This is a genomic window from Acidovorax sp. 22279, from assembly GCF_052045435.1.
Taxonomy (GTDB): domain Bacteria; phylum Pseudomonadota; class Gammaproteobacteria; order Burkholderiales; family Burkholderiaceae_C; genus Acidovorax; species Acidovorax delafieldii.
Genome location: NZ_JBQEOV010000012.1, coordinates 44,258 through 69,935 on the forward strand (window position 1 = coordinate 44,258; position 25,678 = coordinate 69,935).

The window sequence follows — 25,678 nt, forward strand, 5'->3', positions numbered from 1 at the left end:
CCAAAGCCGCTTCCCAACGCGCTCCACAGCAAACGCAACCAGACTTGGATTCGCGTAACGACTTTCACACCCAGATACAGCCAACAGGCTGATCAATCCGTGTTTCCAGAGAATCTGGAACTGACAATTGTGGGCCGTTTAACTTCATGCCGACCTGCGGGCTGTGCCAATCGACGCATCCACATGCCGCGTCGTAGAGAGCGAGTGAGACACCCAGTCGGCACCCACCATGCCTCTCGTCATTTCCAGCCAGCCCGCAGGCCCGCGCTTCTCTATCACCGCCGAGGCAGAGATGCCCACCATCGTAGTGACGGCGGCGCTACAAAACCAGCCCATGCCCTCGGGTGCCGCCCCCATATACGAGTGGTCGGCTACCCTTGCTTTTGACGGTAGTTCACCAGCCACCAATGCCACCTTTGGCGGCGGCAGAAGCACGCAGCACAGCCGCATCGCTCCGCAGGTAAGTGCCAACGCCAGTTGGCGAATACCCTTCACCGAAATACGGGGCGGCGTGTTGACGGTGCAAGTCATTTTGCGCGCCGGAGGGACTGAGCAGCGCGCCCAGGCGACATGGACGATCGCGGGAACAAATCCCACTGGTACGGCCATACGCGCCTTCGCCAACAGCATTGGGGCTAACCGCGCCGTCTTTCGAAAGAAAATGCGCCAGGAAAGCTCGCTCCAACAGTTCCGGACGCCAGGTAACTGGCCGAAGTACAGCAGCGATGGTCTTGGCGGCGTTGGCTTGTGCCAACTGACACGCCCTGCACCTACAGCCGATCAAACTTGGAGCTGGAAAGAGAATGTACGCGGCGGATGGGCGCTGTACTTGGAAAAGGAACGCATTGCCCGCGCTTACCCTCGCAACGTACGTAGCGGAGAGCGTTTTCGTAATCTGGTGACTGCATGGAACCGCGCTCGTACCGCACAAGGGCTGCCCGCCTTGCCTGTGGAATTACCTGACTACACGCCGGAGCAACTTGAGTTGGACACACTTCGCGGCTTCAACGGATATGCCAATGGCTTGCATGAGTACAGGGTACGACTCGATAACGGCGCTCTTTTCGTAACGGTGGATTCCAGCGGCCAGCGGGGGTTTGCCGAATGGGAGCGAGTGCCAGTAGCCGCCAGAGGCACGGTCGGTGATCCAAACTATGTAGAGAACGTGCTTGCCCAATCGGACTTCTGAACGTGCTGACAACCTCTGATTCCATTGCGACCCGCCCACGCGGTCTGCTAGCTGCGTCCGGCGTACTTGCCTTGTCTTTGCTCTTGGCGGCGTGTTCCCCAGAGAATGCAAACACCGCGTCGCAAGTACGTGCTTCCACGGCGGCTAGCGGGAGAGAGAACTCGCAGCATCTGTATGTGGTGTATTGCAACGGCACCGTTGACCACCTGGATCTTGCGAAACAGGCCAAGGTAGCAAGCTTTCAACTGTCAGACCGCAGCGGCAGCCCTCCCGCCGTGGCCAAGCTGCCGGCAGCAGGCGTGCGACCTGACAGCTGTTTGGCCAGACCGGCCTCGTTGACCGATGCCCTGCCTCAGGATGAAGGAATGGCGCTCATCGTTGCATCTGCCCAGTTGCAGCGTGACGACACAAGCGGACGCATGCCTTACAGTCTCCTCAAATTTTCAGTGCCTGCATGGACTTTGCAGAGCCGACAGGATCTGGGCAGCTTTGATGTACTCAATGGAACGCCGCCAAGCATTACACGTGGCTCCGACGGGCGGCTCAAGCCCCAGCTGGCTGAAATCGACCTGACTTCTGAGCTGCGTGCAGAGCTCAGCCGTTACGCGGGCGGCGCCACGGTGACATTTGCCACCCCGCTCGCAACATCTGCCAACACCGCGCTGATTGGATACACAGCTTCTCAAAATGCCCACGGTGCGGCTTATGCGCTGCTGCACCGTACACAACGCAGCATCGTACGGATTGAGGGCGTTCCCGGCAGCGACCCTGAGCCTGCTCTCACGCTGGCGCCGGGGGGACAGTTTGTCCTGCACTCGGTGCGCGCTTTCTCCTCCAAGCAGGGCAGCCGCCAACTCGCAGCCACAGGCGAACTGAGGCTGTACGGAGCGGACGGTAAGCTGGTCAGCCAGCAAACAGATGAGCGTGTTGCCGGAGACTGGTATCCCATTGCGCTGACGCCGCAGGGAGTCGCCGTTTACACCGATCGACGCGGTACCTACAACTTCGTGACACTAGGGCGCATGTTTGGTGTGGAGCCTGTGCAGGACCCCAATACCGATGACCTGGGCGGTACACGCCCAGGTGTCATCTATGCAGGCGGGTAAAGACCTCGGGCCTCCTCACCGCACCACCAACTTCGTCTGGTCGTACACCGGCTGCTCCGGCAAATCTGCCAGGTGCCGCACATCGGCCCAGTCCATCACCTCCACCGCCTCGCCGCGCACCCGCACGCGGTTGAGCCCCGCGTTGGGGATGTCGCTCTGGCGGGGGCCATCCAGCCCGGTGCCACGCGCAGTGCGCCAGATCATGTCGAGCACGCCGCCGTGGGTGACCACCATCACGGTCTGGCCGCTGTGCTGCTGGGCGATGCGGTAGACGGCGTCCATCACGCGAGTGTGGAACTGGCGGGTGGTCTCGCCGCCGGGCATGCCGTAGTCGGCTTCAAAACGCAGCCACTGGTTCCATGCGTCGGCGTGTTCCTGCTTGACGTCGTCCACGCGCTTGCCGTCCACCACGCCAAAGTTTTGCTCGCGCAGGGCGCTGTCGGTGAGGGTGTCTATGCGGGCCTGGGGGAACAGCACCTGCAGGCTGGGCGTGGCGGTCTGCTGGGTGCGGATGAGGTCGCTGCAGATGAGGTGGTGCACCACGGGGCGCTCTGCAGCCAGGCGCTCGGCCAGGCGGCGGGCCTGTTCGTGGCCAGTGGCGTTGAGGGGCACGTCCACGTGGCCCTGGAAGCGCAGTTCGCGGTTCCAGTCGGTCTCGCCGTGGCGGATCAGAATCAATTCAGTCATGCGTGCCATTATCGAATGTACACACAGCATTGCAAGCTCTTTTGCCCGCAAGCGCTTATGCAATAAGCGCTGATAGCTATGTTTTTTATAACAGCCGACTGCCCACCACCGTGTGGCCCGTCACCGCATGGGCACGACCAGTACCTTGCGGCGCGGCTGGCAGCCGGGGCCTTCGTGGGGGGCGCTGTCCTGCTCCCAACCCGGGCCGGGCGAGGTTTGCGCGCACACGCGTTGGCCATCGACCAGGCTGCGCCAGTAGTACCAGGGCGCGGGGGCGGCCTGCAGCAGCAGCGGGGCCAGCAGAGTCAGGACCAGCAAGCGGCGGGGGACAAAAGACATGGCAAACAAAGTCCTACGTGTACCGCCCATGCTACGCAGCCTGCGGCGGGCCGATGCCCGGAAAAGCGGCCGAATCGTTGGTCAGGGCTTGTCCGCCGTGACGATCCAGCCTTCGAGTGGATCGAGCCCCGGCTGCAGGCCGTAAAGCGCGTCGCCCTCAGCATGGCGCTGCTGGGCCCAGGCGGCCTGCAGCAGGCACAGCACGGCGTCCAGGCTGTCGCCGCTGGCGTCCTGCACCAGCGCATCGCGCTGGGCGTGGCTGAGCTTGAGGCGCAGGCCCAGGCGGGTCTGGCCCAGCTCCAGCGCATTGACCAAGTCCTTACGGGCGATGAGGCGGTCGGTGGTCTGCTTGGCGCGGTCGTCGCTTTTGTAGCTGCGCCGCTGCAGCACCTCACGCGCGAGCAGGCCGGGGTAGGCCTCCAGCGCCACGCGGCGGGGGTCGCCTGTGTGCAAGCCGGGCAGGTGCACGCCCGCGTCCAGCAGCAGCGGCAGGCCCGCGTGCAGCATGTAGGCCACCGGCGGGTTCACCCATTTCATCGAGGGGCTGGAGCCTGCGGGCCCGTCGGTGGCGCGGTGGGCAAACTTGCCGCCCACGGGGCGCGCGTCGCAAAACGCCGCAAACTGCGCGCGGATCTGCTCGCGGCTGAGGCCGCGGTAGTGCTGCATACACGCCAGCCAGTCAGTGGGCCACCCCAGCGCCTGCACCAGCTCGCGCGGCAGGCCAAAAGGCAGGTCGAACCCGCCCACCCAGTCGCCGGGCTGCGCCAGCCACTGGCCAAACGCGGCCAGGGTGTCGAACGGTTGCAGCGTGGTGAGCGACACGCGCGCGCCCTGGCGCTGGCCCAGCGCCAGCACGATGGGTTTGCGCCGCGTGGGGCTGCTGGAGAAGTCGCAGCCCAGCAGCAGGGTTTGTGGTGCGGCGGCCGTCATCCCAAGGCCAGGGCCGTGACGCCTGCCGCAATACACAGCGCGCCAAAGATGCGCGCCACGCGGTCACCCTCGCCCAGCAGATGTCCGCCAATCAGCGCGGCAAACAGCATGGACACCTCGCGCGCCGGGGCCACGTGCGACAGGGGCGCCTGCTGCATGGCATACAACACCAGCACATAGGCCACCGGGCTCACCACCGCCACGGCCAGGGCAAAACGCCACTGCGCCAGCCACAAGGTGCGGGCGGTGGGCAGGTCGCGCAGCACCACGGGCGCCAGCAGGCCCACACGCACAAAGTTGCCCATGTAGTCCACCAGGATGGGCGACATCAGCAGAAACTTGACCGCATAGCCGTCGACCACCGTGTAGCTGGCAATGAAGGCCCCCGTGAGCAAGCCATACAAAATGCCCTTGTGCACCCGCGCCCGCGCGGCAGGGTCGTGCGCGGCGCGCAGCAGGCCCGGGCCACCCGCGATCAGAAACACGCCCCCCACCACGCCCACGATGCCCAAGGCACCCAGCGCGGATATCTGCTCACCCAGCAGCGTGATGGCCACCAGCGACGACAACAGCGGCCCCGAGCCGCGCGCCAGCGGGTAGACCACGGTGAGGTCCGCCACACGGTAGCCGCGCAGCAGGATGACGAAGTACGCCACATGCAGCAGCCCGCTGGCGGCAACAAAACCCCACTCCACAGCGCCCCACTGCGGCACCGCGTCGCGCCCCAGGTACCAGCCCAGCGGCGCCCAGACGACCATCATGATCACCGAGGTGAAGAACGCAAACCGCGAGTCCCCCCCGGCCTTCTTGGCCACGATGTTCCAGCACGCGTGGATGAGGCCGGCGAGGATGATGAGGGCGAAGGCGGTGAAGGTCACGGGCGGGGAAAAGAACGGCCTGAACAGAAAAGCCGCAGCGCCTTCTGGGCGGCTGCGGCTGCGAAACGTGATTGCTGGCTGCGAAGAAAAGTGGGGCGATTTGCGTAGCGAGCCAGCCTAGTCTGGGCCGATGCGCGCAGCCGTACTCTCGTACGGCGAGCACAGCAGGCCCTGAATCGGCTGGCGCAGTAGCAAAGCGCCCCGCTTTTCAGGCTCGGCCGATGATGGAGGCCGTGGCCATCAACTCTTCAAGCAGCGCAAACGACACCTTGCCCGACACCGCATACGGGTCCAGTTCGGGCTTTTCAGAGTATTTGAGCAGGATGGAGTGGTTGATCTTGGACAGGTTGACCTGCCCCATGGTCCAGCCGCCAAAGCGGCGCTCGGCGATTTCTTCGTAGTGCAGCAGCTCCACGTTCTTGTGGCGCGTGTCCTTCTGGATGTGTCCATACAGCTCGCTCACCGCAGAGCGTCCGCCCTCGATGGCTTGCAAAAACACGCCGCCGCCGTAGCACAGCACGCCGGTGATGCCGCTGCCGGGGTTGTGCTGGCGCGACTGCGTCAGGATGGCTTCAATGGCGGCGGGCGAGGTATCGACCGCGCGACTGGCGTAAAGCAGGCGTACCAGCATGGTCAGTTCTTTCCAGGGATGAGGGACAAAAATTCACGGCGCAAAGCGCTGTCCTTGAGGAACACGCCGCGCATGACCGAGTTGATCATGCGGCTGTCGTTGTCGCGCACGCCGCGCCAGGACATGCAGAAGTGGCTGGCTTCCATGACGATGGCCAGGCCGTCGGGCTGGGTCTTTTCCATGATCAGGTCGGCCAGCTGCACCACGGCTTCTTCCTGGATCTGGGGGCGGCCCATGATCCAGTCCACCAGGCGCGCGTATTTGGACAGGCCGATCACGTTGGTGTGCTCGTTGGGCATCACGCCGATCCAGATCTTGCCGATGACGGGGCAGAAGTGGTGGCTGCAGGCGCTGCGCACGGTGAGCGGGCCCACGATCATCAGCTCGTTCAAGTGCTCGGCGTTCGGGAACTCGGTGATGGGCGGCTGCGCCACATAGCGGCCGCGGAACACCTCGTTGAGGTACATCTTGGCCACGCGGCGCGCGGTGTTGTTGGTGTTGTGGTCGCCCTGGGTGTTGATCACCAGGCTGTCGAGCACGCCTTGCATCTTGACCTCGACCTCGTCGAGCAGCTTTTCCAGCTCGCCGGGCTCGATGAATTCGGCAATGTTGTCGTTGGCGTGAAAGCGCTTGCGCGCGGCGGCAAGGCGTTCTCGGATCTTGACGGAAACGGGCGTGCCTTCGTCCGGTGAGGTGGGCGTCATATCGGCGGCAGGTTGGCTGGACATGGCTGGCATCGTACCAGCGAACCCAGTTTGATCAATTACAAGGGTTTTAGGCAGCAAGCGCTAGTGGAATATGCCTGAGAAGCTATTAATAATATAGCAATCTCGGCAAAGGCGCCCTCAGTACCGCTTGCCCGTCACCCACAGCGCCAGGCGCATGAGACCAAACGCCACGCGGTCCAGCACCCGCTGGCGCAGCGGGCGGCCGGCATAGCGCGCAGGGTCCATGCGGCGGCCCGCGTGCTGCATGGCGTGCACCAGGCGCTGGCGCAGGTCGATGGCAAAGGCGGCGTCTTCCACCACCACGTTGGCCTCGCGCGCCAGCAGCAGCGAGAGCGGGTCGAGGTTGGACGAGCCCACCGTGGCCCAGGGCCGGTCGCCCTGCGCATCGATGACGGCCACCTTGGCGTGCAGAAAGCTCGGGGCGTACTCGTAGATCTCGACCCCCGCCTCCAGCAGCGCGCCGTACACGGGACGGGCCGCGTGGTACTGCATGAAGTATTCGTACCGCCCCTGCAGCAGCAGGCGCACCCGCACGCCCCGGCGTGCGGCCATCACCAGCGCGCGGCGCAGCTTGCCGCCGGGCATGAAGTAGGCATTGGCAATGATGACCTCGTGCCGTGCTGCGCCGATGGCGCGGCGGTAGGCCTTCTCGATGCGGCTGCGGTTGCGCACGTTGTCGCGCAGCACCAGGGTGGCGCGCACAGGCGGGCCTGCGCCGGGGTCGCCGCCCTGCTCCGCGTGCCGTGCCGCGCTGGCCGCGCGCAAGGCCTGCAGGGCCTCCGGCAAGCGGCGCTGGCGTGCGTCGCGCACGGCCTGCATGCGCCACCAGAGCTGGTCCATGGTGTCGCTGGCCGATGCCACCAGACTGCCCGTGGCCCGCACGGCAAAGTCAAAACGGGGTGCCTCCAGCGCGCCATGGTTGGGGTCGTGAAAGTCGTCCAGCACATTGATGCCGCCGCAAAACAGCACCCGCCCATCCACCACACACAGCTTGCGGTGCAGGCGCCGCCAGCGGTGTGGCAGCAGCAGCCCCAGCGGCCCCAGCGGCGAATACACGCTGCACAGCACCCCGGCGGCCTGAAACTGCTCGGCCCAGGCCTTGGGCAACGCACCCGTGCCCACGCCATCGACCACCAGATGGGTGCGCACGCCGCGCGCTGCAGCGCGCATCAACGCCTGGGCCACGGTGGCTCCGGCGCCGGTGAAGTCAAAGATGTAGGTCTCGAACTGGATGTCCGCCATCGCAGCATCCATGGCCTCGGTGAGCGCCGGAAAGAACTCCTCGGCACCTTGCAGCAGCCGGACCTGGTGGTCGTCGGCGGGCCCGGCGCCGGGGGCCTGCGCAAAGGGCTTGCGCCTCATCCCGTCACCCCGCCACCGCGCACACCCCGGCAGCGCCTCACAGCCGGAACTCCGCGATCAGGGGCAGATGGTCCGACATGCGCCACCAGATGCGCCCACGCGGCACCTGCAGCGACAGCGGCGTGAGCCCGCGCGCATACACATGGTCCAGCTGCGCCAGGGGCAGGCGCGCGGGGTAGGTGAAGGTGCGGGGCGCATCCCATTCATACAGGCCAAAGCCTGCCAGCATGCGCTTGAGCAACTGCCCCCAGTCGTTGAAGTCACCGGCCACCACCAGCGGCGTACCGGGGGGCACCTCGCGCTCGATGAAGCCCTGCAGGCGCTCGACCTGGCGGATGCGGCTGCCAGGGATCAGGCCCAGGTGCACCACGATCACGTGCACGTTGCGGCCCTGCACATCCACCTCCACATGCAGCAGCCCGCGCTGCTCGAAACGGTGGTCCGAGATGTCTTCATGCTGGTGCCCGATCACCGGCCAGCGAGTCAGCAACGCGTTGCCATGTTCGCCGTGCTTGGTGACCGCATTGGTGCGGTACACCGCCTCGTAGCCTTCTGGCGCCAAGAACTCGGCCTGCGGCAGATCAGGCCAGCGCTGAAAGTAGGCCGCCTCGCGCCGGTGCAGTTTGCGCACCTCCTGCAGGCAAACGATGTCGGCGTCGAGCTGCTCCACCGCCAGGCCCAGGTTGTGAATCTCCAGCCGCCGCGCGGGCCCGATGCCTTGCACACCCTTGTGGATGTTGTAGGTGGCTACGCGCAGGATGTCGTCGTGTTGCATGGCTGAATTGTGTCGCAAGCCGCGGTGGCAAGGGGTTTGCCCGACGCAGGCAGGGGGCGGCAGCGCTTTACACTGGAGACTCCAACATTTTGAGCACGCAGGGACGGCCCCGACCCCCATGGCTACCGAGAGCGGCCCCAATCCCGCCCCACAGACCCAGGCGCTGATCGTGGACAGCAATGCCACATCGCGCAGCATTCTGGTGGGGCAGCTGCGCGAGTACGGCGTGACCCGCATCGTGCAATGCTCCCGTGTGCAGGACGCGCGCGCCCGGCTGGAGCACACGGTGTTCGACTACGTGTTGTGCGACCAGTTTTTTGGCGAATCCAACTACTCGGGCCAGACCCTGCTGGACGACCTACGGCGCGCGCAGTTGCTGCCGTTTTCGACGGTGTTCTTCATGGTCACGGCCGAGGCGTCGTACGCCGCAGTGGCCGAGGCCGCCGAGTCGGCCCTGGACGGCTACCTGCTCAAGCCCTTCACGCCCAGCGCGCTGTTCGAGCGCCTGAGCCTGGCGCGCCTGCGCAAGATCCACCTCAAGCCCATTTTCGATGCCATCGAAGCCGAGGACTTCGAGCAGGCTGCAGCACTGTGCGTGGAGCGTTTCGAGGCCCGCAAGCCCTATTGGCTGTACGCCGCCCGCATCGGGTCGGAGCTGCTGCTGCGCTTGGGCCGCCACGACGAGGCGCGCACCCTGTTCGAGGCCGTCATCGCGGCAAGGGCCCTGCCCTGGGCCAAGCTGGGCGTGGCCCGCGCACAGATCGAATCAGGCCAGGCCGCGCGCGCCATCACCACCTTGCAGGAGTTGATTGGCGAAGACGCGTCGTTCGCCGACGCCTACGACGTGCTGGGCCGCGCCCAGGTGGAGATGGGCAATTTTTCGCAGGCCATCGAGACCTACCGCACGGCCAGCACCCTCACGCCCGACTCGGTGGTTCGGCTGCAGAAGCTGGGGATGATGTCGTACTACATGGGGGACCGCGCCACCGCCACCAAGGTGCTGGCACGCGCCACAGTGCTGGGCATTGACTCCAAGCTGTTCGACTACCAGTCGCTGGTGCTGCTGACGTTTGCGTATTACGCCGAGAACGACCGCAAGGGCATCGAGCGCTGCATGGCCGACTTTGCGCGCATCCTGGAGCGCCACTACGGCAGCGCGCGCATCCGGCGTTTTGCCGAGGTGGCGCGGGCGCTGCAGCTCATCCAGCAGCGGCAGTTTTCGCAAGCGGTTGAATCGGTGCGTGGCATGGCCCGCGAGATCACGTCCAGCACCTTCGACTTTGAGGCTGCTTGCAACCTGGGCAGCCTGCTGGCCGTATTGGCCGTCACGTCGATCGAGCTGCCCGAGGGCGACAGCTGGGTGCTGGCACTGGGCATGCGCTATGCCAACACACGCGGCTTGACCGAGCTGATGGCCAACGCCTGCAACCTGCATGAGCCTTATAGCCAACTGGTGCGAGACTGCCTGCAACGCGTCAACAAGACGGCCGAAGTCGCCATGGCGCAAAGCCTGAGCGGCGACCCTGGCGGTGCCGTGCAAAACCTGCTGGCCGAAGCCGAACGCACCCTCAACTCCAAACTGCTCGATATGGCACAGCAAGTGCTGCTACGCCATGGCGCGCGCATGGCCGCCCCCCAACCGCTGCAAGAGAGCATCGACGCACTGCGCGCCCGCATGGGCAGCACCCCGGCGAGGGCCATCTTGGGGCAAGACAGTGAACGTCACCCCGGCGGAGTGGCGCTGAGGGTGCGGGGCAGCAGCGACAACACGCCCACGCGCACTCCGCAGCCATCGCCAGACAGCTCGGCCCTCGGCCCGTCGCCCGCAGACGATGCCGACGATCCTGCCGCCGCCCTGCGCTTGCGGCCTCCAGACGCCTCTTGAGGCGACGCCGCCCGGCCTTGCCCCGGTTGCCGCCGGGCCACTCGGAGTCGACTCACCCGAGATGCAAAAATCGGGGGAGTAACAGGCACGCCTCAGCATTGGACGCTGAAAAACACCGGTCAGCGGCCTGCTGCCAGGGCAGCCACTCATAGGCGTCGTGCTCACGCGGGCTCAGCACCACGGGCGTGCCTGCAGGCACACGCAGGCCAAACACGCGCTCGCGGTTGCGCACCACGCCAGGGGCATAACGGTGCAGCCATTGGGGCCAGATGTCGTACACGTTCTCCAGCGCCCAGTCGGTCAGCAGACAGCCCGGTGCCTGGGTGTCCATGCCGGTTTCTTCGGCCACTTCACGGCGTGCGGTCTCGGCAAAAGGCTCGTCCAGCGCATCCTTGCTACCGGTGACCGACTGCCAATGCCCCTCGCCCCCGGTGCGGCGGATCAGCAGCACCTCCAGCGCGGGGGTGTGGATCACCACCAGCACCGACTCTGGAAGCTTGTAAGGCCGCGGTGGCCCGGCGGCGGCTGCCATGGCCTGTGCCTTCAGCCCCCCTTGGGGCGCTGGGCTGCCGTGGTGGTGGGCACGGGCGGGGGCAGCTCCTTGGCCTGCAACGCACGCGCCTGCACCACCAGCTGGTTGTGCGCGTCCAGAAACGCCGCAGCAATGACCTTGCCTTCGTTGGTATTGCTCCAGCCAGCGCCCGCTGCACCGCCCAGCTTGCCGAACACTAGGCCACCCACCCCGAGGTCGGTGGTGCGTGCGGAGCCCGTGGCCGCTGCTACCTGTTCGGTGGTTTCGTTGTCGGACAGCAGCAAGGCCGTCTGTGCTTCCTTGAACTTGACCTGCTCCACCAGCCCGGCCAGGCCTGCGATGTCGCGCAGTACCGGGATCATGGCAATCACCCCGGCCAGGCCCCGGCCCGCATCCTGCTCGCTGAACGTGAGGCTGGGCGTGAGCGTGTACTGCGCCTCGTACCCCTTGCCCTTGGCCACGGTGGAGTTGTTCTTGCGCAGGATGCCTGCGTCCTTCAATTCCTGCTCCTGCACAGTGCCCTTCAGGCCCGCTGCCCGGTCCACCACGCGGAAACACCCGCTCTGCTGGGCCAGCAGCTTGACCAGCGGCACCGGCGACGCGGGCAGCTGGTAGCCCGAGCCCATGATGTAGCCATTGGGGTTCTCGGCCAGAGCCAGTGTGGCCACCGGTGCATCGCAACGCACCAGCTCACGGGCCGCGTTCTGCGCGCCCTGGGGCCCGGCCGAGCCCGTGACCACCGAGCCGCCCTGCCCCAGTTCGGTCTTCTTCTCGCCGCATCCGGCCAGGGCGATGCATGCGGCCGCAAGCAGCCAATGGGAGCGTGTCAACAAACGCATGGAAGTACCTCTTTCAGTCCGTGCACGGCGGCCAGTGCCCGATGCGCCGCGCATGAAAAAAGCGGCCAGGGCGCAAGGCCCGAGCCGCTTGGTGTGCGATGCATGGCTGCATGCGCGAAGGACGTGATGCGTCCGGAATCAGGCCGCAGTCTTGACCGCGTCGGGGTTGCGCAAGCGGATGTGCAGCTCGCGCAGCTGCTTTTCGTCCACAGGGCTGGGCGCCTGCGTGAGCAGACACTGGGCGCGCTGGGTCTTGGGGAAGGCGATCACGTCGCGGATCGACTCGGCACCGGTCATCAGCGTCACGATGCGGTCCAGGCCAAAGGCCAGGCCGCCGTGCGGAGGCGCGCCGTACTGCAGCGCATCCAGCAGGAAGCCGAACTTGAGCTGGGCTTCTTCGGGCGTAATGTTGAGGGCGTCAAACACCTTCTGCTGCACGTCGGCGCGGTGGATACGGACGGAGCCGCCACCCATTTCCCAGCCGTTGAGCACCATGTCGTAGCCCTTGGAGATGCACTTCTCGGGCGCAGTGACCATCCAGTCTTCGTGACCATCCTTGGGGCTGGTGAAGGGGTGGTGCACCGAGTTCCAGCGCTGGTTTTCCTCGTCGTACTCGAACATCGGGAAGTCGACCACCCACAACGGGGCCCAGCGGTTCTCGAACAGGCCGTTCTTCTTGCCGAACTCGCTGTGACCGATCTTGATACGCAGCGCGCCAATCGCGTCGTTGACGATCTTTTCCTTGTCGGCACCGAAGAAGATCAGGTCGCCATCCTGTGCGCCAGTGCGCTCCAGCACGGCTTGCAGGGCTGCGTCGTGGATGTTCTTCACGATGGGCGACTGCAGACCGTCACGGCCCTTGGCCAGTTCGTTGACGCGGATGTAGGCCAGACCCTTGGCGCCGTAGATCTTGACGAACTCGGTGTAGGCGTCGATTTCTCCACGGCTGATGCCGCCGCCTTCGACCGAGCCACCGGGCACGCGCAGGCCGACCACGCGGCCATTCTTCATGTTGGCGGCGCCCGAGAACACCTTGAAGTCCACGTCCTTCATCACGTCGGTCAGCTCGGTGAATTCGAGCTTCACGCGCAGATCGGGCTTGTCGGAGCCATACAGGCGCGCAGCGTCCTGGTAGGTCATGACGGGGAACTCGCCCAGGTCCACGCCCAGCGTGTTCTGGAACACCGTCTTGATCATGCCCTGGAACATGTCGCGGATGTCCTGCTCTTCCATGAACGATGTCTCGATATCGATCTGGGTGAATTCAGGCTGGCGGTCAGCACGCAAGTCTTCGTCGCGGAAGCACTTGGTGATCTGGTAGTAGCGGTCGAAGCCCGCCACCATCAGCAGCTGCTTGAACAGCTGGGGCGACTGGGGCAATGCGAAGAAATGGCCATCGTGCACGCGGCTGGGCACGAGGTAGTCGCGCGCGCCTTCGGGCGTGCTCTTGGTGAGCATGGGGGTTTCGATGTCAATGAAGCCATTCGCATCGAGGAACTTGCGCACCTCCATTGCCACCTTGTAGCGCAGCATCAGGTTGTTCTGCATGTACGGGCGGCGCAGGTCCAGCACGCGGTGCGTGAGGCGCGTGGTTTCCGACAGGTTTTCCTCGTCGATCTGGAACGGAGGCGTGACGGAGGGGTTGAGCACGTTCAGCTCATGGCACAGCACTTCGATCTGGCCGGTCTTGAGCTTGTCGTTGGTGGTGCCTGCGGGGCGTGCGCGCACCACACCCTTGACCTGTACGCAGAACTCGTTGCGCACGCCTTCGGCGACCTTGAACATCTCGGCGCGGTCGGGGTCGCACACCACCTGCACGTAGCCTTCGCGGTCGCGCAGGTCGATGAAGATCACGCCACCATGGTCACGGCGGCGGTTCACCCAGCCCGACAGGGTAACGGTTTGGCCCAACAGGGCTTCGGTCACAAGACCGCAATAGTGGGAACGCATGGCCATGACAAAACTTCCGGCGCCGCAGGGCGCGTTGACGTTGAAAGAGATTGCTTTTCTTACTTGGGTGGGGGCAGCGTGGGGTCCGCTGGAGCCACCACACCCATGGAGACGATGTACTTGAGGGCGCTGTCCACACTCATTTCGAGCTCGACACAGTCGCTCTTGCGAACCATCACAAAATACCCCCCCGTGGGGTTGGGGGTGGTGGGCACGTACACGCTGACGAACTCGTCGCGCAGGTACGCAGCCACTTCACCATTGGGGGCGCCGGTGACGAACGCCACAGTCCATACCCCTTCGCGGGGCCACTGCACGAGCACGGCCTTGCGGAAGGCATTGCCGCTCTCGGAGAACAGCGTGTCCGACACCTGCTTGACGCTGGAGTAGATAGAGCGCACCACCGGAATGCGGTGTACCAGCGCGTCGCCCCACTGCACAAGCTTGCGGCCTGCAAAGTTGCTGGCAATGGCGCCCACCACCAGCAAGATGGCCAGCGTGAGGACCACACCAAAGCCCGGGACATGCACTCCGAGCAGCTTGTCGGGCTGCCACGCGCCGGGCAGGATCTGCAGGGTCTGGTCGAGCGTGCTCACAATCCAGTTGAGCACCCAGGCCGTGATGACACCGGGCACGATGACCAGAAGGCCTGTCAACAGCCATTTGCGCAGGGCAGCCATGCAGGTCCTCAGCTCGAAGAGGAAGAAGTGCCACTGGTACCGGTGGTGCCGGTAGCGCTAGCAGTGCTTGTGCTGGCCGCTTCCTTTTTAGGAGCATCACCGCCACTGGCAGGTGCCGCTGATTCAGTCTTGGACTCCGACTTGGCCTCGGTGGCCGGGGCGGAGTTGCCACCGTTTCCGCCACGGAAATCGGTCACGTACCAGCCCGAGCCCTTGAGCTGAAAACCTGCGGCAGTGACCTGCTTGGAGAAGGCTTCGGCGCCGCAGGCGGGGCACACGGTCAGGGGTGCGTCGGAGATTTTTTGCAGCACATCCTTGGCATGGCCACAGGAGCCGCATTTGTAGGCGTAAATAGGCATGTCAGTGTGTTGAGGGAAAGTGCAAAACCCTCAATTATAGGCGGCATGCCCCTTCACCCCCCGCGTTACTCGACCCCAACCATCTTGTGGTGGGAGGCATGGCTGTTGCGGATGGCCTGTGGCCCGAGCGAGCCGATCAGCATGCCCGCCAGCGCGGCCAGCAAACCCGCCAGCTGCGCAGGAAAGATTGCCCCCGCCGGAGTGGACAGGAACAAAAGCCAGGTCACCAGGCCCAGCACGATGGCAAAGATGGCGCCCTGCGTGGTGGCACGCTTCCAGTACAGGCCGAACACCAGCGGCACAAACGCTCCCACCAGCGGCACCTGATAGGCACCCGACACCAGCTCATAGATGGAGGTACCCTGCATGTAGATGGCATAGGCCAACACGCAGGCGCTGAAAACGAGCGTGGTGATGCGCATGGTGCGCAGGTGCTGCTTGTCCGAGCTGTGCGGACGGAACTGGCGCCAGATGTTTTCGGTGAAAGTGACGCTGGGCGCCAGCAGCGTGGCAGAGGCCGTGGACTTGAGCGCCGACAGCAGGGCCCCAAAGAACAGCACCTGCATCACAAAAGGCATCTTCTCCAGCACCAGCGTGGGCAGCACCTTTTGCGGGTCGTCCTTGAGCAGCGCAGCCGTTTCCGTGGGCATGATGATGAGCGCGCTGGCCACCAGGAACATGGGCACGAAGGCGAACAGGATGTAGCAGATGCCACCGATCACGGGACCGCGCGTGGCTGCTTGGATGTTGTTGGCCGACATCACACGCTGAAAGACGTCCTGCTGCGGGATGGAGCCGAACATCATGGTCACGCCCGCGGCGATGAAGAACACCACGTCATGGAATTTGGGCTCAGGCAGGAACCGGAACAGCTCACGGCTGGACGCGAACTCGATCACCTTGTCGGCCCCCCCGGCCATGTTGCCCGCAAACACGGCAATGACGGCCAGGCCCACTACCAGGATGATCATCTGGATGAAATCGGTGACCGCCACCGACCACATGCCGCCGAACAACGTGTACGCCAGGATGGAGACCACACCAATCGTCATGCCCACCGGAATGCTGATGGCACCGCCAGACAGCAGGTTGAACACCAGGCCCAGCGCTGTGACCTGGGCAGAAACCCAGCCCAGGTAGCTCAACATGATGATCAGCGAGCAGACGATTTCCACCGTGCGGCCATAGCGTTCGCGGTAATAGTCGCTGATGGTGAGCAGCGTCATGCGGTACAGCTTGCCGGCAAAGAACAGGCCGACCAGGATCAGGCAGAAGCCCGCGCCGAACGGGTCTTCCACCACATTGCCCAGACCGCCCTCGATGAACTTGGCGGGAATGCCCAGCACGGTCTCCGACCCAAACCAGGTGGCAAACGTGGTGGTGATGATCATGTACAGCGGCAGGTGGCGCCCGGCAATGGCAAAGTCCGCAGCGTTCTTCACACGCCGGGCTGCCAGCAAGCCGATGCCGATGGTGATCAGCAGGTAAACGATAACCAGGGTCAGCAGCACAGCGCGCTCCTCTCTCTTTTTGTCTTGGTCGGTCCAGGGTGAAGAAATCCGACCTGCACCCCGGCGCTCCCACACCGGGGCACCGGACATGCAGATCGTCAGAAAAGCCGGATTCTGATCAGCAGTTGGATGAGCAGCAAGCCCAGCACAAACCCGACCCCAGCAAAAATGATGCCTTGCAGCAGCCGGTTGGTGCGTTTTTGCGCTTCCAGGAGTTCACGCAGTGCAGGCTCGTGGTCTGCCGGGCGCTGGCGCAGCGCGTCGTAGATGAGTCGTGGCAGCTCGGGCAGCAGCTTGGCATAGTGCGGCGCCTCGGCCCGCAGCTCGCGCCACAGGCGCTGGGGGCCCATCTGCTCCAGCATCCACTTTTCAAGGAAGGGCTTGGCCGTGCTCCACAGGTCCAGGTCCGGGTCCAGCTCGCGGCCCAGGCCCTCGATGTTGAGCAAGGTCTTTTGCAGCAGCACCAGCTGGGGCTGAATCTCGACATGGAAGCGGCGCGAGGTCTGAAACAGCCGCATCAGCACCAGGCCCAGCGAGATTTCCTTGAGTGGGCGGTCAAAATATGGCTCGCACACGGCGCGGATGGCCGACTCGAGGTCATTGACCCGCGTTTCGGGCGGCACCCAGCCGCTTTCGATGTGCAGCTCTGCCACCCGCTTGTAGTCGCGCCGGAAGAACGCCACAAAGTTCTGCGCCAGGTATTCCTTGTCCACTTCGGTCAGCGTGCCCACGATGCCGAAGTCCAGCGAGATGTAGCGGCCGAACGTGGCAGGCTCCAGACTCACCTGGATGTTGCCCGGGTGCATATCGGCGTGAAAAAATCCGTCGCGAAACACCTGGGTGAAGAAGATGGTGACGCCGTCGCGCGCCAGCTTGGGGATGTCCACACCGGCCTCCCGCAGGCGGTCGATCTGGCTGATGGGCACACCGTTCATGCGCTGCATCACCATGACCTCGGGGTGGCAGAAGTCCCAGAAGATCTCGGGGATCAGCACCAGGTCCAGCCCGGTCATGTTGCGGCGCAGCTGCGCAGCGTTGGCAGCCTCGCGCACCAGGTCCAGTTCGTCGTGCAGGTAGTTGTCAAACTCTGCCACCACCTCACGGGGCTTCAGGCGCTTGCCATCGGCAGACAGGCTCTCCACCCATCCCGCCATCATGCGCATGAGGCTCAGGTCCTTCTCGATCACCGGCAGCATGCCAGGCCGCAGTACCTTGACGGCTACCTCGCGCTCAATGCCCTGGCGGTCGCGCAGCGTGGCGAAATGCACCTGGGCGATGGACGCGCTGGCCACCGGTGTGCGGTCGAAAGAGGTAAACACCTCGTCCACCGGACGACGGAAGGCACGCTCGATGGTGGCGATGGCGATGTCGGGGTCGAATGGCGGCACGCGGTCCTGCAGGCGGGCCAGTTCGTCGGCTATGTCGGGCGGAAGCAGGTCGCGGCGGGTGGACAGCACCTGGCCGAATTTGACGAAGATAGGTCCCAGGCTTTCCAGCGCCTCGCGCAGGCGTTGCCCACGCGGCGCATCCAGATTGCGCCCGATGGACACGATGCGCGAGATCATGCGCAGCCAGGGCTTTTGAAAGCTGTCGAGCAGCAAGCCATCCAGGCCGAACCGGAACACCACCCACAGGATGGCCGCCCCCCGCAAGAAGCGCTTCATGCGTCGGCCCGGTCCGAACCAGCCGAAGGTGACAGCGGCGCCGCCGCCGGAGCACCGGGCGCCACCGGTGCCGTCGACACGACCACTGCAGAAGACGCCGCGCTGGCGGCTGCCATGCGCGAACCCACAAACTGGTGCAGCGCCTGCGCAGCCCGGCTGGCGAACTGTGCCAGCGTATGCGCAGGGGCATCGCCAATCACGCGGGCCAGGTCTTCCTCCACATCCCAGCGCACATGGTCCACCAGCCAGTTGATCTCGGCCGCCAGTTGTACATCGCCCTCAATGCGGATGGAGGGCTTGTCGCCCCGCAACGCAGCCTGGGCCAGGGTGATGGGGGAGGTATCGGTCACTTCCAGCCGCAGGTCTGGCACCGCGGATTCGGGCGCCAGGTTGAACAGGCCCGCAGGGGTGATCACCAGCGACAGCGAATAGGCCCGCCACTGCACCCTGGCGATGCGGCCCTTTTGGCGCACCAACCGGTCCGTGGCCTCTTTCTCCTGCATCAGCACATGGTTGAGAAACAGCACCAGGCGCTGCTGCACCTCGTGGACCAGCCATTGCGGGGGCTGCGGGCCGGCTGCCAGGCGCTCGAAGAGGCCGTCCAGAAAAGGAAAAGGGGACTGTGGTGTTGCCATAGTCCCCGATTATTCCCTGAACTGGAATGCCCCTGGCACGCAGGGGCCCCGTGGGCGGTGTTTACTGCAGGGCTTGCACGCCTGCCACCAGCCAGCCGGTGTTGCCCGCCTTGGGCTTGGTCATGTTCCAGACCTCACGGAAGGGGCTGGGCCCGGCCGAGGGTTCTTCGCGGATCATGCCCGAGAACTCGACGCTGGCCATGTAGCCGTCGCCCAGGTCTTCGATGCCCAGCAGCTGCGCTTCGATCATGACCACATCGGTGTGATTGGGCTGCGTGCCCCGGTGGGCTTCGCGCTCGGTCAGTTGGGTGCGGATCTCATCGAGCATGTTGTCCGTCATCATGGACCGCAGGGTGGCGATGTCCGAGCGGTCCCACGCGCCCTGCAAGGTCACGAAGTTGCGCTTGGCGGCCGCCAGGAAACCCTCGGTGTCGAAATCGGCGGGCACACCCCAGTTCTGCGAACCCGACAGGCCCGAACCGATCACCACACCCGAACCCACGCCACCCTGCCCGGCACGCGAGGCATCAAATGCCATGCTGCTGCGCTCCCAGGGGCGGGCCGATGCGTCGTTGCCCACGTTGTTGGGGCTGTACTGCGGCGGCACCTGGGCAGCGGCGGGCGTTGCAGCCCCTGCGCCCTGGAAGGCGAACGGAGCACCACCTGCAGCATTGCCCGAGCCATTGCTACCGCCGTTGCGCGACCGCATGACCATCTTGAAGATGGCAAACGCCGCCAGCGCCAGCAGCGCAATCATCAGGATGTTGCCAAAGCCCGCGCCCAGGCCCAGCGAGTGCGCCAGCCAGGCCAGGCCCAGACCCGCCGCCAGGCCGCCCAACATGGCACCCCAGGGCTTCTTGGCCGGCGCGGCCGGAGCCGCTGCCGGCGTGGCGGTAGCAGGCTTGGCTGCCGCAGCCGTGTTGGTCGCGCTTTGTGCCGGTGCGCCCGGCGTGGCGGGCGGCGTGGCCGACTCGCGCTGCGTCACATTGCTGGACTGCTTGCCCACCGATTTGCCACCACCCAGTCGCCGCGCGGCGTCGGCATCGGCGTGCGCAAACGCCAGCATCGCGACCAACACCACAGACCACAGTTTCATCATGACTTCTCCGTCTCCGTTATCGACCGAGCAAACCGCTCAGCACTTGATTCCAACATGGAGGGCCACAATGCCCCCCGTCATGTTGTGATAGTCCACATGCCCAAAACCATTTTTCTGCATGAGGCTTTTGAGTTCTTCCTGCCCCGGGTGCATGCGGATGGACTCCGCCAGATACCGGTAGCTCGCGTCGTCGCCCGCTACCAGCTTGCCCAGCTGGGGCAGCACCTTGAACGAGTACCAGTCGTACACCTTGGTGAGCGGCTGCGCCACTTTGGAAAACTCCAGCACCAGCAGCTTGCCGCCGGGCTTGAGCACACGGCACATTTCGGCAATGGCCTGGTCCTTGTGGGTCATATTGCGCAAGCCAAAAGCCACGCTCACCACGTCGAAATGCGCGTCGGGGAACGGCAGCTTTTCAGCGTCGCAGACCAGCGTAGGCAGCACCACGCCCTCGTTGATGAGACGGTCACGGCCCACACGCAGCATGGCTTCGTTGATGTCGGTGTGCACCACACGGCCCGATGCCCCCACCTTCTTGGAAAACGCCAGTGCCAGGTCGCCGGTGCCACCCGCAATGTCCAGCACCTGGCTGCCTTCGCGCAGGTTGGCCACCATCACGGTGTAGGCCTTCCAGGCACGGTGCAGACCCGCCGACATGAGGTCGTTCATCACGTCGTACTTGGAGGCCACGGAATCAAACACACCGCGGACGCGGCGTGCCTTTTCCTGCTCGTCCACCGACTGAAAACCGAAATGCGTGGTGCTCATAAGAATCATGCTAGGCGCGTGAACGCCAGAGGTACAGCGACAACCCCGCACTGAATTGGGGCATCTGTCGCAATTTGGAGAACACTATTGAAACAAAAACAGCCGCTAGCGCAAGCAAATATTACGCTGATAGCTATATTTTCAATAGCACCTTGACACACAGGGACTTGTGCGGCTTTTGGCGGCGGGCCCCTGAACAGGCCTGCCAAGGGCGTCAGTGACTGCCGCAGGCGTGGCCCCCTGCACCACCCTTGGGCGCCATGGGCGCGTCGCGATCGGCCCCCGCCGCAGCCAGCCGCTCGGTGTACTGGGCCCACAGTGCGTCCTGCTTCTGGCCCAGCTCGTAGAGATAGTCCCAGGTGAAGATGCCGCTGTCGTGGCCGTCGGAGAACGTGGGCTTGACGGCGTAGTTGCCCACCGGCTCCAGGTTAATGAGCGCCACATTGCGCTTGCCCGTCTGCAGCACCTCCTGCCCCGGGCCGTGGCCTTGCACCTCGGCCGAGGGCGAGTACACGCGCATCAGCTCGAACGGAATGCGGAACGTGGCGCCATCCGAAAAACCCACCTCCAGCACGCGCGACTGTTCATGCACCGTCAGGGCCTGCGGCGTGGGAGCGCCCGCTTTCAAACCTGCCATGGAATCACCTTGAGAAAACTGTTGTCAGGAACGACGGCTGCCATTGTCCCACCCGCCCAGGCACACGCTGCCAGCAAGGTTACCGGGCAGCCCACTGCGCCAGCTGGGACTGCAGCTGCGCTTCCAGCGCGGGCAACAAGGCCCGCACGGCGGCCTCTTGCGCTGCGGGGCTCGGCCGCTGTGCCGCGGCCCATACGGGCGATGGAAAGTGACTGTCCCAGTCAAACCGCGCAATCACATGCCAGTGCAGGTGCGGCACCATGTTGCCCAGCGCTGCGATGTTGACTTTGGTGGGCGACAGGTGCTGGCGCAGCGCCTGCTCCACCAGGGTCACGGCTTCCATGCAATGCGCACGGTCAGCGGCGGCCAGGTCCGAGAACTCGGCCACATGCGCGTTCCAGACCACGCGGTAAAAGGCGGGGAACCCCGCCTCCTGCGCACGGATGACACGCAGGCGCTCGCCACGCCAGACCAATGCGCCGCCGTCTTCAGCGCACAAGGGGCAGGTCATCAGACCAGCACCCGCTCAATGCCGCCGTTGTTGGCACGGTGTACGTACTCAGGCATCCAGTTCTCGCCCAGGATCTCGCGCGCCATCTCGACCACGATGTAGTCGGCTTCGAGCAAGCCGTTGTTCAGGTCGCCTTCGTAGCGGTTCAGGCCCTGCAGGCAGCTGGGGCAGCTGGTGAGGATCTTCACGTTGTCCTGCGCGCCGACAGCACCGCTGGCACGCAGCTGGGCTTCGCCCTTCTTGATCTCTTCTTCCTTGCGGAAGCGCACCTGCGTGGACACGTCGGGCCGGGTCACACCCAGCGTGCCCGACTCGCCGCAGCAACGCTCGCTCTTCAAGACCTGCTCGCCCACCAGCGCCTTCACGGTCTTCATCGAGTCCTGCAGCTTCATGGGGTTGTGGCAGGGCTCGTGGTACAGGTAGGCGCCCTTGCCTTGCAGCTGAATGCCCTTTTCCAGCAGGTACTCGTGGATGTCGATGATGCGGCTGCCCGGGAAGATCTTGTCAAACTCGTAGCCCTGCAGCTGGTCGTAGCAGGTGCCGCAACTCACCACCACGGTCTTGATATCGAGGTAGTTGAGCGTGTTGGCCACGCGGTGGAAGAGCACACGGTTGTCCGTGATCATCTTCTCGGCCTTGTCGAACTGGCCCGAGCCGCGCTGGGGGTAGCCGCAGCACAGGTACCCAGGCGGCAGCACCGTCTGCACGCCCGCGTGCCACAGCATGGCCTGGGTCGCCAAACCGACCTGCGAGAACAAGCGCTCCGACCCGCAGCCAGGGAAGTAGAACACCGCCTCCGTCTCGGCCGTGGTGGCCTGCGGGTTGCGGATGATCGGCACGTAGTCCTTGTCCTCGATGTCGAGCAGCGCGCGCGCCGTCTTCTTGGGCAGGCCGCCCGGCAGCTTCTTGTTGATGAAGTGGATCACCTGCTCCTTGATCGGAGCCGTGCCCACCGTCGCGGGCGGCTTGGCCGTCTGCTTGCGGCCTACCTTGCGCAGCAGGTCCACGGCCATGCGCTGGGCCTTGAAACCCACGTCCACCATGGCCGAGCGCATCAGCTTGATGGTGTCCGGGTTGGTGGCGTTGAGCATGGTCATGGCCAATGCATTGCCGGGGCGGAAGGTCTTCTTGCCCATCTTGCGCAGCAGGTTGCGCATGTTCATGGTGACGTCGCCGAAGTCGATCTTCACCGGGCAAGGGCTCTCGCATTTGTGGCACACCGTGCAGTGGTCGGCGACGTCCTCAAACTCCTGCCAGTGCTTGATGCTCACGCCCCGGCGGGTCTGCTCTTCGTACAGGAACGCCTCGACCAGCAGCGAGGTGGCCAGGATCTTGTTGCGTGGGCTGTACAGCAGGTTGGCGCGTGGCACGTGCGTGGAGCACACGGGCTTGCACTTGCCGCAGCGCAGGCAGTCCTTGACCGAATCTGCAATGGCGCCGATGTCGCTCTGCTGCATGATCAGCGACTCATGCCCCATCAGGCCGAAGCTGGGTGTGTAGGCGTTGGTCAAATCGGCATGCAGCTCCGGTTTTGAAGCCAAATCGGCACCAAGCGCTGGTTGAATATGCCCTGAATGCTCCTGATTTCGGAGCAACTTGCCTTTGTTGAAGCGGCCTTCCGGGTCCACCTTGCGCTTGTACTCGGCAAAGGGGCGCAGCTCTTCGTCGGTCAAAAACTCCAGCTTGGTGATGCCAATGCCGTGTTCGCCCGAGATCACGCCGTTCAAGCTGCGCGCCAGCACCATGATGCGCGCCACGGCCTCGTGTGCCGTTTGCAGCATCTCGTAGTCGTCGCTGTTGACCGGGATGTTGGTGTGCACATTGCCGTCGCCTGCGTGCATGTGCAGCGCCACCCACACGCGGCCCTTGAGCACGCGCTTGTGGATGGCCACGGCCTCGTCCAGGATGGGCTTGAACGCCGCGCCAGTGAAGATGCCTTGCAGCGGCGCCCGCAGCTGGGTCTTCCAGCTGGCGCGCAGGGTGTGGTCCTGCAGTTGGGGGAACAGCGTTTCCACATCGTGCAGCCAGCCCTGCCACAGGGCGCGCACCTCTTCCACCAGGGCGATGGCCTGGGCCACGCGGTCTTGCAGCAGTTCGGGCGAGGGCACTTCGTCGTCGGCGTCGTGCTTGCCCAGGGGCAGGTTGCCACGCTCGAAGAACTCGGTCAGCGCGTCGCACAGCTTGAGCTTGTTGCGCAGGGAGAGCTCGATGTTGATGCGCTCGATGCCGTCGGTGTACTCGGCCATGCGCGGCAGCGGGATCACCACGTCTTCGTTGATCTTGAACGCGTTGGTGTGGCGGCTGATGGCCGCCGTCTTCTTGCGGTCGGCCCAGAACTTCTTGCGCGCATCGGCCGTGATGGCCACAAAGCCTTCGCCACTGCGGGTGTTGGCCAGGCGCACCACTTCGCTGGTCACGCGGGCCACGTCGTCGGCGTTGTCACCGGCAATGTCTCCAATCAGCACCATCTTGGGCAGGCCACCGTTGCCCTTCTTGCTCTTGGTGGCGTAACCCACGGCCTTCAGGTAGCGGTCGTCCAGGTGCTCCAGGCCCGCCAGCAGCACGCCACTGCGCTTTTGCTCGGCGAACATGAAGTCCTTGATCTCGACGATGCTGGGCACGGCGTCCTTGGCGTTGCCGAAGAACTCCAGGCATACGGTGCGCGTGTGCTCGGGCATGCGGTGCACCACCCAGCGCGCGCTGGTGATGAGGCCGTCGCAGCCTTCCTTCTGGATGCCGGGCAGTCCGGCGAGGAACTTGTCCGTCACGTCCTTGCCCAGGCCTTCCTTGCGGAAAGTCTTGCCTGGAATGCTCAGGCGCTCGGTGCGCACGGGCGTCTTGCCATCGGCCTCGAAATACTGCAGCTCGAAAGTGGCCACTTCCACGTCATGGATCTTGCCCATGTTGTGGTCCAGGCGGGTCACCTCCAGCCACTGGGCGTCGGGTGTGACCATGCGCCAGCTGGCCAGGTTGTCCAGCGCCGTGCCCCAGAGCACGGCCTTCTTGCCGCCCGCGTTCATGGCGATATTGCCGCCAATGCACGATGCCTCGGCGCTCGTCGGGTCCACCGCAAACACAAAGCCCGCACGCTCGGCCGCATCGGCCACACGCTGGGTGACCACGCCCGCTTCGGTCCACACCGTGCCCACCTCGCGGTCCATGCCCGGCAGGCGGCGCATCTCCACCTCGGTCATGGCTTCGAGCTTTTCGGTGTTGATGACCACGCTCTTCCACGTCAACGGAATGGCGCCGCCGGTGTAGCCGGTGCCGCCCCCGCGCGGGATGATGGTCAGGCCCAGTTCGATGCAGCCCTTCACCAGGCCAGCCATCTCTACCTCGGTGTCGGGGGTGAGCACGACGAACGGGTATTCGACGCGCCAGTCGGTCGCGTCGGTCACATGGCTCACGCGGGAGAGGCCATCGAACTTGATGTTGTCCTTGGCCGTGAGGCGGCCCAGGGTTTTCTGGATCTGGCGGCGCAGTTGCGCGGCCTGCTCGAAGGTGGCGTTGAATTCGGCCACAGCGCGTCGCGCGGCGACGACCAGCTCACCGACCAGACGGTCGCGCTCGGCATCGTCTGCGGGGGTGCGGCGTTTTTCGATCTCGCCCAGGCGGTGCTGCAGGGCATCCACCAGCAGCTTGCGGCGCGAGGGGTTGTCCAGCAGGTCGTCCTGCAGGTAGGGATTGCGCTGCACGACCCAGATATCGCCCAGCACCTCATACAGCATGCGGGCCGAACGGCCCGTGCGGCGCTCTTTGCGCAGCTGGTCCAGCACCTCCCAGGATGAGGACCCCAGCAGCCGGATCACGATCTCCCGGTCGGAAAACGAGGTGTAATTATAGGGAATTTCACGCAGTCGGGCAGGCTCGGCGGCCTGCGTCTGCAAGGCCGCCAACGCGATCGGTACATTCATGGGGGTCTACCTGGGGTGGGGGCGCGATTTTAAGCCACCGGCCTGCGGCTTGCCGGGCCGGGGCTGTCT

General features: G+C 64.8%; 24 protein-coding genes. 3 read left to right on the forward strand and 21 right to left on the reverse strand.

Features of this window, described 5'->3' with window-relative positions; all coding sequences use genetic code 11:
• Positions 1 to 229 precede the first annotated feature (229 nt).
• Together ACTJKQ_RS16310 and ACTJKQ_RS16315 are read left to right on the forward strand one after the other, a co-directional pair.
• Entirely contained in the window at positions 230 to 1,189 is a 960-nt protein-coding gene (locus tag ACTJKQ_RS16310) for a hypothetical protein (protein ID WP_108500170.1), read from the forward strand.
• A gap of 365 nt (positions 1,190 to 1,554) precedes the next feature.
• A complete protein-coding gene (locus ACTJKQ_RS16315) occupies positions 1,555 to 2,295 on the forward strand; it encodes a hypothetical protein (protein ID WP_056060442.1) in 741 nt (246 codons plus the stop codon).
• A 15-nt stretch (positions 2,296 to 2,310) separates the two neighbouring features.
• On the opposite strand, the gene ACTJKQ_RS16320 is transcribed toward ACTJKQ_RS16315, so the two are convergent.
• The 8 genes from ACTJKQ_RS16320 to ACTJKQ_RS16355 all read right to left on the reverse strand — a co-directional run bounded on the left by ACTJKQ_RS16320 (position 2,311) and on the right by ACTJKQ_RS16355 (position 8,625).
• Positions 2,311 to 2,982 (reverse strand): histidine phosphatase family protein, encoded by a 672-nt coding sequence (locus tag ACTJKQ_RS16320; protein WP_440597449.1) that lies wholly within the window; start codon positions 2,980 to 2,982, stop codon positions 2,311 to 2,313.
• A gap of 120 nt (positions 2,983 to 3,102) precedes the next feature.
• Entirely contained in the window at positions 3,103 to 3,321 is a 219-nt protein-coding gene (locus tag ACTJKQ_RS16325) for a hypothetical protein (RefSeq protein ID WP_440597450.1), read from the reverse strand.
• An 81-nt stretch (positions 3,322 to 3,402) separates the two neighbouring features.
• Positions 3,403 to 4,251: a DUF429 domain-containing protein gene (locus tag ACTJKQ_RS16330; protein ID WP_440597451.1), complete on the reverse strand. Its 849-nt coding sequence runs from the start codon at positions 4,249 to 4,251 to the stop codon at positions 3,403 to 3,405.
• Positions 4,248 to 5,129: an EamA family transporter gene (locus ACTJKQ_RS16335; protein ID WP_436079256.1), complete on the reverse strand. Its 882-nt coding sequence runs from the start codon at positions 5,127 to 5,129 to the stop codon at positions 4,248 to 4,250. Before ACTJKQ_RS16335 ends, ACTJKQ_RS16330 begins: the two co-directional genes overlap by 4 nt.
• Before the next feature lie 208 nt (positions 5,130 to 5,337).
• Positions 5,338 to 5,760: a BLUF domain-containing protein gene (locus ACTJKQ_RS16340; RefSeq protein WP_056060427.1), complete on the reverse strand. Its 423-nt coding sequence runs from the start codon at positions 5,758 to 5,760 to the stop codon at positions 5,338 to 5,340.
• A 2-nt stretch (positions 5,761 to 5,762) separates the two neighbouring features.
• Positions 5,763 to 6,488: a GTP cyclohydrolase I gene (gene folE / locus ACTJKQ_RS16345; protein WP_056060424.1), complete on the reverse strand. Its 726-nt coding sequence runs from the start codon at positions 6,486 to 6,488 to the stop codon at positions 5,763 to 5,765.
• A gap of 117 nt (positions 6,489 to 6,605) precedes the next feature.
• Positions 6,606 to 7,850 carry a cardiolipin synthase ClsB gene (gene clsB / locus ACTJKQ_RS16350; RefSeq protein ID WP_440597452.1) on the reverse strand — a complete coding sequence of 415 codons (1,245 nt, stop codon included), beginning with the start codon at positions 7,848 to 7,850 and terminating at the stop codon, positions 6,606 to 6,608.
• Positions 7,851 to 7,887: 37 nt separating this feature from the next.
• The gene (locus ACTJKQ_RS16355; protein WP_056060418.1) at positions 7,888 to 8,625 is read right to left on the reverse strand and encodes an endonuclease/exonuclease/phosphatase family protein; all 738 of its coding nucleotides are present in this window, start codon (positions 8,623 to 8,625) and stop codon (positions 7,888 to 7,890) included.
• A gap of 118 nt (positions 8,626 to 8,743) precedes the next feature.
• Between ACTJKQ_RS16355 and ACTJKQ_RS16360 the strand changes: the two genes are divergently transcribed.
• Positions 8,744 to 10,510: a response regulator gene (locus ACTJKQ_RS16360; protein WP_440597453.1), complete on the forward strand. Its 1,767-nt coding sequence runs from the start codon at positions 8,744 to 8,746 to the stop codon at positions 10,508 to 10,510.
• Between the two features lie 52 nt (positions 10,511 to 10,562).
• Here the strand turns inward: ACTJKQ_RS16360 and nudB are convergent, their stop codons facing one another.
• From nudB to ACTJKQ_RS16425, 13 genes are all read right to left on the reverse strand, one after another.
• Complete coding sequence (gene nudB / locus ACTJKQ_RS16365; protein WP_108500173.1) at positions 10,563 to 11,042, reverse strand: dihydroneopterin triphosphate diphosphatase; 480 nt, start codon at positions 11,040 to 11,042, stop codon at positions 10,563 to 10,565.
• An 11-nt stretch (positions 11,043 to 11,053) separates the two neighbouring features.
• The gene (locus ACTJKQ_RS16370; protein WP_056060409.1) at positions 11,054 to 11,881 is read right to left on the reverse strand and encodes a CsgG/HfaB family protein; all 828 of its coding nucleotides are present in this window, start codon (positions 11,879 to 11,881) and stop codon (positions 11,054 to 11,056) included.
• 138 nt (positions 11,882 to 12,019) lie between these two features.
• Positions 12,020 to 13,837, reverse strand: coding sequence for an aspartate--tRNA ligase (gene aspS, locus ACTJKQ_RS16375; protein WP_056060406.1), 1,818 nt, complete (start codon positions 13,835 to 13,837; stop codon positions 12,020 to 12,022).
• A gap of 53 nt (positions 13,838 to 13,890) precedes the next feature.
• Positions 13,891 to 14,511 (reverse strand): DUF502 domain-containing protein, encoded by a 621-nt coding sequence (locus tag ACTJKQ_RS16380; protein ID WP_056747297.1) that lies wholly within the window; start codon positions 14,509 to 14,511, stop codon positions 13,891 to 13,893.
• A gap of 8 nt (positions 14,512 to 14,519) precedes the next feature.
• Positions 14,520 to 14,870, reverse strand: coding sequence for an FmdB family zinc ribbon protein (locus ACTJKQ_RS16385; RefSeq protein ID WP_056060401.1), 351 nt, complete (start codon positions 14,868 to 14,870; stop codon positions 14,520 to 14,522).
• Positions 14,871 to 14,935: 65 nt separating this feature from the next.
• Positions 14,936 to 16,381 (reverse strand): sodium:solute symporter family protein, encoded by a 1,446-nt coding sequence (locus ACTJKQ_RS16390; RefSeq protein WP_056060397.1) that lies wholly within the window; start codon positions 16,379 to 16,381, stop codon positions 14,936 to 14,938.
• Positions 16,382 to 16,479: 98 nt separating this feature from the next.
• Positions 16,480 to 18,045 carry a ubiquinone biosynthesis regulatory protein kinase UbiB gene (ubiB, locus tag ACTJKQ_RS16395; RefSeq protein WP_056747295.1) on the reverse strand — a complete coding sequence of 522 codons (1,566 nt, stop codon included), beginning with the start codon at positions 18,043 to 18,045 and terminating at the stop codon, positions 16,480 to 16,482.
• Entirely contained in the window at positions 18,042 to 18,680 is a 639-nt protein-coding gene (locus ACTJKQ_RS16400; protein WP_440597454.1) for a hypothetical protein, read from the reverse strand. The genes ubiB and ACTJKQ_RS16400 overlap by 4 nt, the downstream gene beginning before the upstream one ends.
• Positions 18,681 to 18,741: 61 nt before the next feature.
• Positions 18,742 to 19,779, reverse strand: a complete 1,038-nt coding sequence (locus tag ACTJKQ_RS16405; RefSeq protein ID WP_056060388.1) for a Tim44 domain-containing protein — start codon at positions 19,777 to 19,779, stop codon at positions 18,742 to 18,744.
• Between the two features lie 36 nt (positions 19,780 to 19,815).
• Positions 19,816 to 20,547, reverse strand: coding sequence for a bifunctional demethylmenaquinone methyltransferase/2-methoxy-6-polyprenyl-1,4-benzoquinol methylase UbiE (gene ubiE, locus ACTJKQ_RS16410; RefSeq protein ID WP_056060384.1), 732 nt, complete (start codon positions 20,545 to 20,547; stop codon positions 19,816 to 19,818).
• Positions 20,548 to 20,761: 214 nt separating this feature from the next.
• Entirely contained in the window at positions 20,762 to 21,184 is a 423-nt protein-coding gene (locus tag ACTJKQ_RS16415) for a gamma-butyrobetaine hydroxylase-like domain-containing protein (protein WP_099731079.1), read from the reverse strand.
• A gap of 79 nt (positions 21,185 to 21,263) precedes the next feature.
• Positions 21,264 to 21,695 carry an HIT family protein gene (locus ACTJKQ_RS16420; RefSeq protein WP_056060378.1) on the reverse strand — a complete coding sequence of 144 codons (432 nt, stop codon included), beginning with the start codon at positions 21,693 to 21,695 and terminating at the stop codon, positions 21,264 to 21,266.
• A complete protein-coding gene (locus ACTJKQ_RS16425) occupies positions 21,695 to 25,609 on the reverse strand; it encodes a DUF3683 domain-containing protein (protein ID WP_440597455.1) in 3,915 nt (1,304 codons plus the stop codon). The genes ACTJKQ_RS16420 and ACTJKQ_RS16425 overlap by 1 nt, the downstream gene beginning before the upstream one ends.
• Positions 25,610 to 25,678 lie beyond the last annotated feature (69 nt).